At 56.3% G+C, this 14,014-nt stretch carries 13 protein-coding genes and 4 pseudogenes; 12 read left to right on the top strand and 5 right to left on the bottom strand.

The window, feature by feature from the left end:
- Nucleotides 1-266: 266 nt before the first annotated feature.
- Both SGP1_RS01800 and SGP1_RS23100 read left to right on the top strand, forming a co-directional pair.
- A complete protein-coding gene (locus SGP1_RS01800; protein WP_011410052.1) occupies nt 267-914 on the top strand; it encodes a DUF1007 family protein in 648 nt (215 codons plus the stop codon).
- 1,377 nt (nt 915-2,291) lie between these two features.
- On the top strand, nt 2,292-2,771 hold the full coding sequence (locus SGP1_RS23100; RefSeq protein ID WP_050747339.1) for a YadA C-terminal domain-containing protein: 480 nt from the start codon (nt 2,292-2,294) through the stop codon (nt 2,769-2,771).
- A 243-nt stretch (nt 2,772-3,014) separates the two neighbouring features.
- Here SGP1_RS23100 and SGP1_RS01790 read toward each other — a convergent pair whose 3' ends face one another.
- Genes SGP1_RS01790 through SGP1_RS30525 form a run of 4 tightly spaced genes read right to left on the bottom strand, consistent with a single transcriptional unit; the run spans nt 3,015 to nt 5,618 of the window.
- On the bottom strand, nt 3,015-3,893 hold the full coding sequence (locus SGP1_RS01790) for a metal ABC transporter substrate-binding protein (protein WP_011410051.1): 879 nt from the start codon (nt 3,891-3,893) through the stop codon (nt 3,015-3,017).
- On the bottom strand, nt 3,890-4,771 hold the full coding sequence (locus SGP1_RS01785) for a metal ABC transporter permease (RefSeq protein ID WP_083764638.1): 882 nt from the start codon (nt 4,769-4,771) through the stop codon (nt 3,890-3,892). The genes SGP1_RS01790 and SGP1_RS01785 overlap by 4 nt, the downstream gene beginning before the upstream one ends.
- A gap of 2 nt (nt 4,772-4,773) precedes the next feature.
- Nucleotides 4,774-5,481 (bottom strand): metal ABC transporter ATP-binding protein, encoded by a 708-nt coding sequence (locus tag SGP1_RS01780; protein WP_041867326.1) that lies wholly within the window; start codon nt 5,479-5,481, stop codon nt 4,774-4,776.
- Nucleotides 5,478-5,618, bottom strand: coding sequence for a hypothetical protein (locus SGP1_RS30525; RefSeq protein ID WP_158302308.1), 141 nt, complete (start codon nt 5,616-5,618; stop codon nt 5,478-5,480). Before SGP1_RS30525 ends, SGP1_RS01780 begins: the two co-directional genes overlap by 4 nt.
- Nucleotides 5,619-6,134: 516 nt before the next feature.
- Between SGP1_RS30525 and SGP1_RS26330 the strand changes: the two are divergent.
- The 10 genes and pseudogenes from SGP1_RS26330 to SGP1_RS36030 all read left to right on the top strand — a co-directional run bounded on the left by SGP1_RS26330 (nt 6,135) and on the right by SGP1_RS36030 (nt 13,238).
- A pseudogene (locus SGP1_RS26330) lies at nt 6,135-7,715 on the top strand (penicillin-binding transpeptidase domain-containing protein).
- A gap of 455 nt (nt 7,716-8,170) precedes the next feature.
- Nucleotides 8,171-8,440: a hypothetical protein gene (locus SGP1_RS32425; protein WP_243466144.1), complete on the top strand. Its 270-nt coding sequence runs from the start codon at nt 8,171-8,173 to the stop codon at nt 8,438-8,440.
- A 110-nt stretch (nt 8,441-8,550) separates the two neighbouring features.
- On the top strand, nt 8,551-8,931 hold the full coding sequence (locus SGP1_RS32420; RefSeq protein ID WP_341532854.1) for an MFS transporter: 381 nt from the start codon (nt 8,551-8,553) through the stop codon (nt 8,929-8,931).
- Nucleotides 8,913-9,080: pseudogene (locus SGP1_RS28970) on the top strand (MFS transporter); the annotation flags it as partial. The gene SGP1_RS32420 and the pseudogene SGP1_RS28970, both read left to right, overlap by 19 nt.
- Nucleotides 9,081-9,555: 475 nt before the next feature.
- Complete coding sequence (locus SGP1_RS01760) at nt 9,556-10,083, top strand: substrate-binding domain-containing protein (protein ID WP_011410048.1); 528 nt, start codon at nt 9,556-9,558, stop codon at nt 10,081-10,083.
- A complete protein-coding gene (locus tag SGP1_RS31845) occupies nt 10,041-10,232 on the top strand; it encodes a hypothetical protein (protein ID WP_198408765.1) in 192 nt (63 codons plus the stop codon). Before SGP1_RS01760 ends, SGP1_RS31845 begins: the two co-directional genes overlap by 43 nt.
- 20 nt (nt 10,233-10,252) lie before the next feature.
- A pseudogene (locus tag SGP1_RS26320) lies at nt 10,253-10,441 on the top strand (aldolase); the annotation flags it as partial.
- Nucleotides 10,442-10,498: 57 nt separating this feature from the next.
- Complete coding sequence (locus SGP1_RS32415) at nt 10,499-11,128, top strand: FGGY family carbohydrate kinase (RefSeq protein ID WP_050747335.1); 630 nt, start codon at nt 10,499-10,501, stop codon at nt 11,126-11,128.
- A gap of 42 nt (nt 11,129-11,170) precedes the next feature.
- On the top strand, nt 11,171-11,761 hold the full coding sequence (locus tag SGP1_RS32410; protein WP_050747334.1) for an FGGY-family carbohydrate kinase: 591 nt from the start codon (nt 11,171-11,173) through the stop codon (nt 11,759-11,761).
- Nucleotides 11,762-11,776: 15 nt separating this feature from the next.
- A pseudogene (locus SGP1_RS36030) lies at nt 11,777-13,238 on the top strand (serine hydrolase domain-containing protein).
- 94 nt (nt 13,239-13,332) lie between these two features.
- Here the strand turns inward: SGP1_RS36030 and SGP1_RS01745 are convergent.
- Complete coding sequence (locus tag SGP1_RS01745; RefSeq protein ID WP_011410047.1) at nt 13,333-13,980, bottom strand: L-fuculose-phosphate aldolase; 648 nt, start codon at nt 13,978-13,980, stop codon at nt 13,333-13,335.
- Between the last annotated feature and the right edge of the window lie 34 nt (nt 13,981-14,014).

Below are 14,014 nucleotides of genomic sequence, written 5' to 3'. Positions count from 1 at the left end.
GTCTCGCTCGCCGGGGAAATTAAAATCTCCGCCGGCCGCTTCTACGGTTCGCCTTCGGCGTTTATGCGTAATAATCCTCCGCAGCCTTTTTGCCAGCGGGTTCTGGAATGAGTGGAGGAACTTAACCAGAACGCAATGACCGGTTGATTGATGGCCAGCCTTCCAGGCGCATAGCCCCTTTACCCCCCCCCCTGAAACAGCCATACTATGGGGGCGTCCGTCGCGGACGCCCCTACCCGTCACCTTGCGATGCGAAGGAGATCTTGTTGAACGGAAATCTGCCCGGATGGGGCCAACGCCTGCTGCTGCTGTTCGGACTCCTGCAACCGGCGGCGGCCCTGGCCCATCCGCACAGTTTTATCGCGATGCGCTCCACGTTTATCAACCAGGCGCAGACGTTGACCGGCGTACATATGCGCTGGACCATGGATGAGATGACCTCCACCGATCTCCTTTACGACGCCGGCGACACGCCCGCCGGTTCGGTGATCTGGAAAAAACTGGCGGCGCAGGTTATGGCCAATGTCCTGGGGCAGCATTATTTTAGCGAACTGTATCATCAGGGGAAACGGGTGAAATTTGATAACTTGCCGCCGGAATATCATTTATCCCGCGAGGGCCACAAGGCAGTACTGGATTTCGTGTTGCCGCTGGCGGAACCACAGCCCCTAACGGGCCAGACCTTTACACTCAGTACGTTTGATTCCTCCTATTTTGTGGATATGACCTACAAAGATGCCTCCGCGCTGGCGCTGCCGCCGGCAATGGCGCAAAGCTGCAAAGTGACGCTAACAACCCCTAACCCGGACGCATCATGGCAGGAATATGCCCGCTCGCTGGACAAAGCGGATGCGCCGCCGGACAAGGACTTAGGCAGGCAATTCGCCCAGACGGTGACGCTGACCTGCCGTTAAAGTGCCATAGTCGGGCAGCATTGCATCCTACATTTTATCTTTGTTTTCTAAATAGCGTTCCATAATTAAAGCACCCCCATAGACCGCCGTAGAGAGAACGAGGTTAATCCCTCTACCCTCTGCGAAAGCACGCAAAGCCACCGTTGCCGCGGCAACCGAAGGGCCTGCGTTAGAGTGTTTTCTTAGACGATAATACATCCCCATCTTGCGCCATGGGGCAGATATCACCCACGGTTAACGGCGCTTATCTCACCCTGCGAAAGAAGACGCGAAGGCTAAAGGTGGCTAATAATCTGACCACTTTACCCACGCTATATCGATTATGCCTGCTCGCGCTTACCAGCTTATTCATACCTAACAAAAAAAACTCTTTCCGGAGGAATACAGCCTCTTACTCAAGAAGTTAAATTATTTTATAGATTATCATTAACAGAAAAAATAATCTTTCTCTCTCATCTTTTCCAGAACACTATCATGGACTCGTGCCGCTTTCAGTCCCCTATCAAAACCGAGCGATTTATTTTCATGACATGGTTATTTAATTTTAAATAAATAAACTATTTTCAAATGAAATTCAATTAATGTCAAATAGTCAGTAATAAAATAGATCGAAACGATCGAATAAAGTCATTTTATTTTTAGTTCACGCTGATAAACAATCGGACTCCGGCGATTACCGCTCTGTGCGTATAACTTATTTTCTTTCCGTTTGAAAAGGACATAGAATGAAAAGCAAAAAATTAAATTCGGGATTGTTATTTTTTCTCATTTCGTAAAGTTGGATTATTTTGCAAATAATAATTCGAGGAAAAAATCAAATACCCGATATTCTTCACCTAAAAAGGTGATCTTGTCTTATGGCATTGCGGGTATGTTAGGAACGTTTTCACATTGCGCCCTGGCGGTTCATTCCAGCACCACTGGACCAGAGAGGTTAAATGTCCAGAACGTATTTGTTGGGAATAATGAGGGCACGTCAGGTGAACCCACGGGCAATGTGACGGCCCCCATGCGAACTTTGCTGATGACAGGGCTGCAAACAGATATCCAAACGCACAACCTCCTTCTGCCAGGCAACCCGCAGACACGGCGGCAACCATGGCTGCCGGAGCAGAGGGGACGAACGAATAATTTACGGCAGCGCCTACGTTGTCAGCGACGGCTGGCGCAAAGCGCGCGAGCGGACAATCTGCGCCTATTACCGCGGAAGCGCTTGGACATGCCCTGGAGGAAGTGCACGCCCGAAACATCGCTCGTTCTCTTGCCAGCAGCGTCGGCGACCTCGAAGAAGAGGCAGCAGCAATCCTTTCTAACCTGGCATAACATCGCAATAGCGCGGCGGTTTTAACACCCTATGACGACTCAAACATTGACCTGATGTTTGCCACAGATCCTGATACCAGTGTTATCTCAGTGGGTCAAAACCTGGAGGGTCATACTATTTCTATCACCGGCACGGAAGGCGATAGAATCATTTCCGGTGTAGCCCGGGATGAGAGTGATAATGATGCCGCTAATATCGCTCAGCTCAATCAAGTAAACAACACGGCAACCTCTGCAAAGGCGCTAGCGCAAAAGAATTCATCACGTATTAAAGATATTGAAAATAAGTTATCCAAAACCAATACCAAAATTGACCGCGGCCTGGCCGCCTCTGCCGCATTAACCGGTCTTTTCCAGCCCTACGGTGTAGGTAAGATTAATTTCACCGCGGGCATGGGGGAGTATGGTTCTTCCCAGACGATTACCATCGGTTCTAGTTATCGCATCGATGAGCGTACAGCCTTTAAAGCGGGGGTTGCCTATTCCGGTGGCAACAACGTTATGTACAATGCTTCATTTAATCTGGAATGGTAAGGCCGTAATCTCTTATTACACCCGCTTCGATAAACGCCAGGAATGGATCGGTTGTCACTGACTGGGTCATTGGCGCTCTTAGTCTTGTGCCTCTAAGCGCATCTCACTTGCCCGTTGCGCTTTTATTATTGGGGCTCAGGATATTATTAGGGCTGATGAATCCCTGTTATTTTTATATTGGGGGGCGCGGGATGCGTTGTGCCGTGGCCGGGCAGCTCACCCGGTCACGGCAGCGGCGTGTATTTATTTCATACTGCCTGCAAGCGTGGTGACATTATGGCGAAACGCCGCTTCATAGGTAGAAGCCGGGCCATCCGCTGCGGACAATGCTTCCGGGTAGAGTTCGCCGCCGGGTTTAGCGCCGCTGGCGCTGGCAATCTGTTTCACCAATCGCGGGTCGGTCTGGTTCTCGATGAAATAAGTGGCAATATTCTCTTGTTTAATCTGGTCGATTAATCCTGCCACATCGCTGGCGCTGGACTCGGCTTCCGTGGAAAAGCCGACCGGCGAAAGGAACTGCACGCCATATTCAGCGCCGAAATAGCCGAAGGCATCATGACTGGTTAATACTTTACGTTTCGCCTGTGGGATGGCAGCAAATTCCGCCTTGGCCCACGCGTCGAGCTTCTCCAATTTCTGAATATAAGCTTCGCCGTGCTGGCGGAAATAATCTGCGTCCTGCGGGTCGGCCGCTATCAGCGCGTTCATGATGTTGCGGGCATACAGGGCACCGTTGCGCGCGCTGTTCCAGGCATGGGGGTCGGTCACGGTTTTACCCTCTTCTTCCATTTTACGGGGATTGACTCCCGTGGAGGCGGTGAGCACCTTACCACGATATCCAGAGGCGGTAACCAGACGATCGATCCAGCCCTCCAGACCCAACCCGCTGACAAACACCACGTCCGCTTTCACCAGCGACTGGCTGTCTTTCGGCGCTGGTTCAAAGGCATGGGGATCGCCATCCGGCCCGACTAATTCGGTCACCTTGACATGCTCGCCGCCAACTTGTCTGACGATATCCGCCAGTACAGAAAAGCTGGCTACCGCGTCGACGGTCTTCGCCAGCGCCGCCGGGCTGACCATAATCAAAGCCATCGCAAATGACAGCGTAAAACGTTTCATATCTTCTCCTTGCTAATAACGACGCCACGCCGGCGCAGCAGTAAGGCAATACCGCCGCGCGGGCCTAATAATACCGAGAGGAAAAACACCAGACTGGCCGACAACACGATGGTCGGGCCGGCAGGCAGTGAAGCGTAAAAAGACCATAGCAACCCGCACCACGAACAGAACATACCGATGGCCGTCGCCAGCGCCAGCATCTTCGGCAGGCTGGTCGTCCAGCAGCGCACAGCAACCGGCGGCAGCATCATCAATCCGACCGACATCAGGGTGCCGAGAATTTGAAAACCCGCCACCAGGTTTAGCACCACCAGCGCCAAAAACAGCGCCTGGATCAGACGCGGGAAGCCCGTGGGGTTGACCCGTAAAAAGGCGGCATCAAACGCTTCGATGACCAGAGCGCGATACATCAGCGCCAAACTCATGAAGGTTATGCTGGCAATGGCGCCGACAAAACGAATGGCATCGGCATCGACTGCCAGGATCGATCCGAAGAGTAAATGCAGCAAATCGACGCTGGATCCGCGCAGTGACACCAGCGTCACCCCTAGCGCCAGCGAACCCAGGTAAAAACCGGCGAAACTGGCGTCTTCTTTCAACTGCGTCATCGAGCTGACCCAGCCGGACAGCACCGCCACCACTAAACCGGCGATAAAGCCGCCTACCCCCATGGCAATCAGCGACATGCCGGACAGCAGGTAACCGATGGCGACGCCCGGCAATATGGCATGCGATAACGCATCCCCTACCAGGCTCATGCGGCGCAGCAATAAAAAACCGCCCAGCGGCGTCGTGCTCAGGGACAAGGCGAAACAGGCCACCAGCGCCCGGCGCATAAAGCCGTAATGAACAAAAGGCTCGAACAATACATGCAACATTCTTAGACACTCAGCAGACATAGGGGAGGCATCGGGGCGGCAAAATCCGGCCATGTCGCCAAAACCCGCGACGATGGACCCCACGCGGGCTGCGACGATGACAGCCATAGCGTCTGGGGAAAATGCTGTGCCACCAGCTGATTGTCGTGCAGTACCACAATAATCGTGCGTCCCTGTCGGTGCAGTTGCTCAATGACCGTCATCAACAGGCCGCAGGTAGGTTTATCGATACCGCTAAACGGCTCATCAAGCAGAATCAGCGGCGCTTCCTGCACCAGCAGTCGGGCAAACAGCATGCGCTGAAACTGCCCGCCGGAAAGCGTGCTGATGGCGCACTGGGCCAACGTCTCCAGGCCGACGCGTGTCAGCGCCTGCCAGATAGCCGCTTGGCCGGCTCGATTGATCCGACGCAACAGGCCACTGGCCGGCCAGCAACCCATTGCCACGACATCAAACACGGTTAAAGGAAACTGGCGATCCATTTCCACCTGCTGCGGTAGATAGCCAATACGCGGCCGGCCGGCGGGACCAAAGGATAGCGACCCCTGCACTGGCGGCAGCAGGCCGGCTAAGGTTTTTAGCAAGGTAGATTTGCCGGAACCGTTGGCGCCCACGATGGCGGTCATGCTGCCGCTGTCAAAGCGGCCGTCCAGCGGAACGCCAATGCCCTGCCCCTGGTATCCCGTTACCAAATCGCGCAACATTATCATAGCAGCATCGTCGACCAGGTGATGGTGCCCCACAGCACCGCGAGAATCAACAACGCCATTAGCATCCGCGTGAGACTGGAGGCAATAAGCAACTTCCGCCCCACCGTCAGGTGCCGTAAGGGAGAATGCGAAGACATGAGATAACCTGAAATAGTGAATATTATAATATAACATATCACGCTTACGGATTTACCGGCAAACTTTTCTGTGCAGACTGAGGATTTTGTTTCTAAACATATATGCAGCGGTCAGGCGCCGCGGCCAACCTTTGCCTGACGTCGCGACAAATCCCTGCGGGCACCGCGCAGTGGCAACCTGCCTGCCTGTCTTTGAGACCGCCTAATGGCGGGCGCGGCAACGCCATTCCACTTAGCCTCGCCTGCCTTCCCGACCCATACTGCAACACATTTGGCGTCAAAATACGGCGAACAGGCTTGATAATAGTGCCATTGTTGGCCAAATCGCGCCATCCCGCGCATTTCCCACCTGCGCAGCCGTGACCGAAAGTGCGCGAAGCGTGCCGCGCTAGCTCTGCGCAACCGGAGCCCGCCGGCGGATGATATTCAGTAACACTTTCTCCAGCTCCAACAATCGCTTATTTTCCTAAGAGTGCGTTATGTCGACCGCCAAAAAAAACCTGCGCGCCCCCCCCCATGCTGGAGAAGCTGGCTGACGCCCGCTCGTTGCGCACCATGCCGATCCAAACCAACCGCGGCACCCTTACCGACCGCAACGGCGAAGTGCTGGCGCTCAGCGTCCCTTCGCGCACCCTCGTTGCCGATCCGAAAGTCATCCTGGCCACCCATCCCGATTTTAACGACGACAAATGGCGCTATCTGGCGGAAGCGTTAAAAGTGACGCCAGCGGATTTAGCGCAGACCATCGCACAGGATCCGTCCCGCCGTTATGTTGCGATCGGACGCAAAATTGAATCGGGTATCGCCCAGGATATTATGAAGCTGCATCTTAAAAGCATCAGCAGCCTGTTCGACGACAGCCTCTATTACCCGATGAGAGAGGCGGCAGCGCCGCTTATCGGCATTGTAGGAGCCGACAATCAGGGGTTGAATGGTATCGAGCGCGGTTTCGATAATTTGCTACAGGGTAAGCCGGGCATGCGGCAATATTGCCAGGACGGCGAGAATAATGAAATTGCGCTGGTCGACTATAAGGCGCCCCAGCAGGCACCCGATGTCAACTTGAGTATCGATAAATTCGATCAGTATGCGCTCTATTCCCATCTGCGCGCCGGGGTAATATTAAACAAAGCCGATTCCGGCGCGGTGGTGCTGGTCAAAGTCAGCATCGGGGAAATCCTCGCGATGGCGTCTTATCCCTCGTTCAATCCCAATAATTTTGCCGATGCAACACCGCAAAGCATGCGCGATGTGGCGATTAGCGACAGCTTCGAACCGAGTTCAACGGTCAAACCGCTGGTGGTGATGGCTGGATTGCAGCAGCATTTAATCCAGCCCAATTCGGTGCTGGACACCACCCTCATCGCATCAACGGCCATTTGATCCGCGATGTCGGCCATTGGCCGCGACTGACCATTACCGGGATTTTGTAGAAATCCAGCGATATCGGGGTTTCACATATCGCCATGGAGATGCCCACCAGCGTGCTGGTCAATCTTTATCAAGCTTTTGGTTTAGGCAAACCCACCGGGCTGGGTATCACCGGTGAAACCAGCGGCTACTTCCTCTTTAACCGCTAGCGCTGGGCGGATATTGAACGCGCCACCTTTTCTTTTGGTTACGGCTTGCGCGCCATGCCGCTGCAAATCGCACGGGAATACGCCACCATTGGCTCGTTAGGCGTTTATCGGCCGTTGTGCATTACCCGCGTGACGCCGCACGTGATGGGCAAACGGGTTATGGATGCCGGCATTGTACGTACCGTGCTACATATGATGGAGAGAGATGCATTGCCCGGCGGCAGTGGTGTACGCGCGGCGGTGCCGGGTTATCGGCTGGCGATAACCCGGCACCGCGGAGAAGATGGGACCCAGAGGCAAATACGATGGCGGCTATATCAACTATACCGCCGGCGTGGCGCCGGCAAGCAATCCGCAGGTGGCGCTGGTCATCGTCGTCAATCATCCCACTGCCTGCGATCATTTCGGCGGCTCGGTGACCTCACCGATTTTCGGCCAGGCGATGGGCGATGTGTTACGGCATATGAATATCGAGCCCGACGCCATGCCAGAGAAACCGCCGGCAAGGCCGTGGTGATGAATGGCGCACGGGCCAGCGGCGGCGCTTAACATGGGCAGCTGATAGAGGTTCCTGTGACATAGCCGAGCAACTCAACCGGGTGTGATCAGGAATGCAGACGGCTCCTGATTCCGCTCATTGATAGCTGCAACAACGGACGTAGGCAGCAACGCAGCCTGCCTGAAGTCACAAGCGTAGAGTAGCAGGTGCAAACGCAAAAAATTAGCATTAATTTGATGCCAAAAAAGCACCGAAAAGGACTCTTATGAGCACTGAACAGGTACCCCAATCGCTTCTTGCGGCCACACGGCGGACGGTCGAAAGGCCTTCCGCTTTCCACTGCCCGCGCCGGCGAAACGACCAAATCTGGCGTCATGATGCTTTGCACACGGATGAATTGGGTGAATAGTAGAACGGCTGCCGCATCCCGGCGGTGTCCCTTCGATAAGTCTCTTTGACTGTGAATTAACCTTATGGCCAGGAGTAAACAGGTACAAGCAGCGCAACGCGACGAAACCACCCCGAAAGACGATACTTCGCCCCAACAGCGCGCAACAGGGGGCATTTCGGGCATGGTGCTGCTGGTGGCAGGTGCGTTTTTTATGGAATACCTCGACGGCACGGCGATAGCCACTGCCCTGCCCCAGATGGCGCGGGATTTCGGCGTGGCGGCGGTAGATTTGAATATCGGCATGAGCGCCTATCTGATTACCCTGGCGGTACTGATTCCGGTTAGCAGCTAGACGGCGGATCGTTACGGCGCGCGCAATGTCTTCAGCCTCGCCCTGTTGATTTTCACCCTGTCATCTTTCCTGTGCGGATATTGACGCATAATATCGGCGAGTTCATCGCCATGCGCGTGCTTCAGAGTATCGGCGGCGCGATGACGGTGCCGCTTGGCGCGCAATACGCCGAAAAGTCAATTGATCGTCGCCATCGCTACCCTCACCTCACCTGGCCCGCCCTGGTCGCCCCGATCCTCAGGCGGCCCGCTGGGGGGGGGGTTATTACCAGCTACTCCAGCTGGCGCTGGATTTTCTTTATCAACATCCCGCTCGGGATAGTGGCGATCATTATCGCCTGGCTCATCATTCCCAACAGCCGAGAAAACCACCCGCAACCCTTCGACAAAATGGGCTTTGTCTCAATAGGTCTGGCAATGCTTTGTCTGGTCACCGCGCTGGAGCTTTGCAGCCAATTACCGGTCATCTGGTGGTGCCCGAACTCTGGATAGCGGCGCAGGTGCGTAAACGCGCCCAAATGATGTCCTGGACACCCGGGCTGGTAATGGATTATACCCGCGCGCTGTATTCCATCGTTCATCCTGATTCCCGTCCCTGGTTTCGTCGCCTGCCTGGTTTGATGAGGAAAAGCGTGAAGTAAATCCGGCGTCGCCCGGAGGTTGGGGACGGTTTTGTTACCGTCCAGGCCGGTCAAGCGCACCTTCAACGGCATGGATTGGTCCCGTTAACGCATTGGCGCCAGCGCAAGCACGCGGCGCTGATAGTAGCGTTAGCGCCACGCGCTGGAAAGCAGGTATAGCGTGATCCTGGTCATTGCCGCCGCGAGAGTTCACTCCGGCGGTGGCCGCTACCGGCATAACACGTCCTTTCACTGTGCCCTGATGAGTAGCATTGTCAGCGATGTTCCCCCCTGCCAGGCATATTTATTAAAAAAATATAAGGCAATAAAAATTACTAAAAATTTCATTTACATTTCCACTTCTGCTCATTATGTCTTTTATGAAATTTATTTCGTATCGATGAAATAAATTTCAAAACCACCCCGGCTCGTTTCTCCGTGTTGCTGCTGTAACGGCTGAGCCAGGAATACCAGACGTTTTCCGGGGAAGATAATAATGAAAAAATCTTACGCTGTTGCCGCCTGCCTGCTCTGTACCCTCACGTTAGCTCCCGCCGTCAAAGCAGCGGACGAGACGCCACAGTTTCGCTGCAAGCCGGGCGAAACCTATTACATGAATGTCATGAACACCGGCGTGGAATATTGGTTCCCGGTGTACGAGATGTTTAAACAGGCCTCCCATCAATTGGGATGTAAAACCGTTTACGGCGGCACGCCGGCCTACTATGTCAACCAACAGTTGTCCAGTTTCGAGCAGGTGCTGGCGCAAAAACTCGCCGGCATCTTTCTCCATCCCATAAACCCTGATCCCTTTATTGAACCGATCAATCGCGCCGCAGAGATGGGCATTCCGGTCGTCACCTTCGCCGCCGATTCCCCCAATAGCAAACGCGTTGCCTATGTGACCTCGGACAACTTCCGCGAAGGCAAGCGGCCGTGGACGAAATGGGCAAGGTTATGCAGGGGAAAGGCGAGTATACCGTGCTGGAGAATCCGGGTCAGGATAACCACGATCGCCGCGTGATTGCCTTCATCAACGAGATGAAAACCGCTTTCTCGGACACCAAACTGGTGGCGCTGGTGGCGACCAACCAGGATCCGTCGAAAGTCTATAACGCCGTATTATCCATGCTGCAGGCGCACCCCAATCTGGCGGTATTGTTTATGCCCTAGGACAGCTCGGCTATCGGCGCGGCCCAGGCGAGCTAGCGGACGTACTGGTCAAAGCCGCGGCGTTCATGGCCCAGGGCGCCTCGGGCATGGTGTACGGGCGCAACGTCTATCAGCATGCCAACCCTTCACTCATGGTGAAAGCGCTGATAGCCATTATCCATCAGGGCGCCAGCGGGCAACAGGCGCTGGCGATTTACCAGCAGGCCTGACCTGCAACGGCGCTTGTGCAGTACGCCGCATCCCTCCTGCGTTGCGGAGATAAATTTATGAGCCACTGTTTGCTGGGAATCGATGCCTGCAATACCATGATTAAAGCGGTCTTGTTCAGTCTGGACGGCCACGTGTTGTCGGTTGCCGGCCGCGCCGGCGCCACCCACCAGCCACGGGCGGGCTACGCCGAACGTCCAATTGAAGCGATGTGGCACGATGTGTCGGGGGCAATTACCGACTGCCTACAGCAGGCCGGCGACGCCGGACGCCGGGTGATCGCCATGGGTGTCGCAGGGCACGGCAACGGCCTGTACGCCCTTGACCCCCGGCAGCAGCCCGTCATTGGCATACAGTCCATCGATAGCCGGGCCGACGCTCTGGTGCGTGAACTGGAGCGGCAAGGAAAGCACGAGGCTATCTATCAGCGCTCATTGCAAACCCCCTGGGCCGCCGCCACACCGTTACTGATGAGCTGGCTAAAGCGCCATGACGCCGCGCTATACCGCCGCATCGCTCACGTGCTGTGCGCTAAAGATGTCATCAGTCATTTTTTGTGCGGCTCGCTGACGGGGGATTATTCCGATGTCGCCGGCGCCGGTCTTATTGACTATCGGCGGCGCGGCTATGACCGCGAGCTGATGGCGTTATATGATTTGCCCGACGCGCTTGCGCTGCCGCCCGTTTGACCGGCCTGCCCCGGCATACCGGTAGTAGCCGGCATCTTCGACGTGGTGGCCAGCTCTATCGTCTCGGGGGTTTTTGCCAGCGGCGACGCTTCCATCGTCGCCGGTACCTGGAGTAGCAATCAGGTGGTCGTGGATAAGCCGGATTACCTGCGTCCGGTATTCATGAATTCTATTATTGAACAGGATCGCTACATGGCGATCGAGGCCAGCGCCACCTCCGCCGCCAACCTCGACTGGTTTGTGCACGAGTTAGCCGACGGCCGCGGCGGCCAGGGGGCGGCGCGCAGTAGCGAAGAGGTCGTGTCGGTGCTGCCCGACGATCGTTTGCCCCTTTATCACCCCTACTTGTATTCGGGGCGCAAGGCGGGGCCCGCCAAAGCCGGCTTTTACGCCTTGGCCGGCTGGCATACCCGGGCCGACATGTTGTTTGCGCTTTTCGAGGGCGTCACCTTTGCTCACCGCGCCCATATCGACCGGCTACGTGCGGCTGGCATCCCGTTTACCCACGCGACGCGCAGCTGCAGCTGGCCGCAGATGTTTGCCGACGTGCTCAATATTCCTATCCGTACGGCGCAATGCGCGGAGACCGGTGCGCTGGCGCCAGGCGATGAGGTTTTTCTGATTCTGGCATGACGCGGAGGAACCGGTATGATCATTAACTGGCCACAGGCCACCGCCGTCGCGCAATCCATTGTCGACGACTGGCAGCGTGACGAGGAGCCGGGTGGCGCTATTGCACTGTTTGACGCTACCGCCATACACGCATTTTGCTGCGGGGGACTGGCCAACCTGGCGCAGCGCACCCTATTTAGTCCTGACAGCGTGGTGCGCTTCACCTCGGTGACAAAACACCTGTTTGCCGCGCTGGTAACCGGTCCGGCGGCGGAGGCTATCGCACTCGAGATCCGCTGGCCAAACATTTGCCGCAGCTGACCGGCGCCAACGGCCGGGTCAGCGTTGGACATGACCGGGGGGTTGCCCGACGTGCGCGAAACGCTCTCTTTGCTGGGGCTGTCCGTCTACAGCGCAACCCGACAAGAAGATTTGCTGCACTTTTTCACCGACTGCGGGACGCTTAATCATCCCACCGGTAGCGAAATCGCCTACTCCAATACCGGCTGGTAGAAGAGGCGTTAAACGCCAAGGGCATCATCTTCACCGACCTCTTGCAGCGCCACATCTGCGCCCCGCTGGGGATTCGACTGCATGCGCCGGCGACCTGGTTCGATATCGTTCCCGGACTGGTGCCCGGCTATTGGCGCGGGCGCGAGGGCTGGCAGACCGCCTGCGCGGGTTTGCCGCTGTCCGCCTCGGGCAGCCTGCGCGATCTCACCCGGTGGCTGCAATCTCTGTTGGGAGAAGACGGTGAGAATATATTGGCCCGCCTTGGCGCGCCGCGCCGGCTGGTGGATGGCCAACAGACCGGTTATGGTCTGGGCCTTGCCCACCTGCATTGGGACTCCACCCATCTGCTGGGCCACGGCGGCTCATCGGTTATAAAACCCATTTTTTGCTCGATCCCGACCAGTGGGTCGGGATGGCGCTGGTCGCTAATCGGGAAGATGTGGCGGCGCAAAAGGGTGCGCTACAGGTAATGGCCGCACTGATGGGCCGGTCCTTGCCGCCGAGCGGACATAGCCTGATACCGGGTCTGTACTTCGTTGAGCACGGCGAAGAGTGGCTGAAGGTGACGGAAGACGCCGTGAGTTGGCCTTGACGCCGAGGAAACGCTTTATTGCGACGCAGGATCCGACACGGCCTATTCGCTGACCAGCCACTTGCCGATACGTCTGCGCCAAAACAGCGCGGCGGTAGAAGGAGACATCTGCCACCGCAGCCGTCGCTTTGTGCCGGCGGATGCGGATGCCAGCACGATGGCGGCTGACGCAGTGGCGTAGCGAACTGACGATCGATGGCGACCGCCCGCTGCTGGGACCCGCGGTCCCTCGCCGCTCGTCGCGACGCTACGCTACGCCCGCTCGGAGCGGGGCGGCGGCTGGCAACGACACAGGATGGCCCCTGGCGCAAACGTATCCTGCTTTCTCTCCAGGACGATCAATTGGCGCTGACGACTCATCGCAGACGGATAGTGCGCTATCGTCGGGCCTGATCGCTGGTCGATTCTCTGACCGGAGAATGGCAGCAACGCCGCCGCGCGATGCATCAGACCGCGCGACGGCGCCGAACGTTATTGGGCACCCTGTTCAACCGTCTACCCGCAGGCCATAGGTTTGGAATTTTTCCAGCACCCGCGCCATTTCCTGCCCTGACAGTACCGGTACAGGATCAATCACCGGCAGGATCGTCAGATAGAGCCTGGCAAGGATCTCAACCTCCTGCGCCAGCCAAAGCGCCCGGGCCAGATTCTCGCCGCAGGTAACTAAACCGTGGTGCTGCAACAGCGTTGCTCTACGGTTTCGCATCGCTAACGCCACATGCGCCGCCAAATCGCGGCTGCCAAATGTGGCATAGGGCGCGCAAGGCACATCGTCGCCGCCTGCAGCGGCAATCATGTAATGAATGGCGGGAATGGGCCGGTTGAGAATAGACACCGCCGTACTGTAGACAGCATGATTATGAACGACCGCGTGACAATCTGGTCGTATACGGTATACCGCCTGATGAAAGCGCCATTCGCTCGAAGGAATTTTGCCTGAGTCAGTCCTGCCATCGGCATCCACAAACACGATGTGTCTTTCGATCAAATGTTCATAGGGAATGCCGGTAGGTGTGATCAACATCCCGGTGTGATAACGTACGCTGACATTGCCGGCCGTGCCCTGATTTAACCCCATTTTCCCCATTCGCAAGCAGGTAGCAATGATATCGCGCGCCAGCGCCGTTTTATTCATAATAACATCCTCTTCCACCTGTCATTGACCCCAT

The sequence above is a fragment of the Sodalis glossinidius str. 'morsitans' genome, from assembly GCF_000010085.1.
GTDB classification, from domain to species: Bacteria; Pseudomonadota; Gammaproteobacteria; order Enterobacterales; family Enterobacteriaceae; genus Sodalis; species Sodalis glossinidius.
The sequence above is the reverse complement of the archived record's forward strand: the minus strand, read 5'-3'. Positions and strand labels throughout refer to the sequence as shown.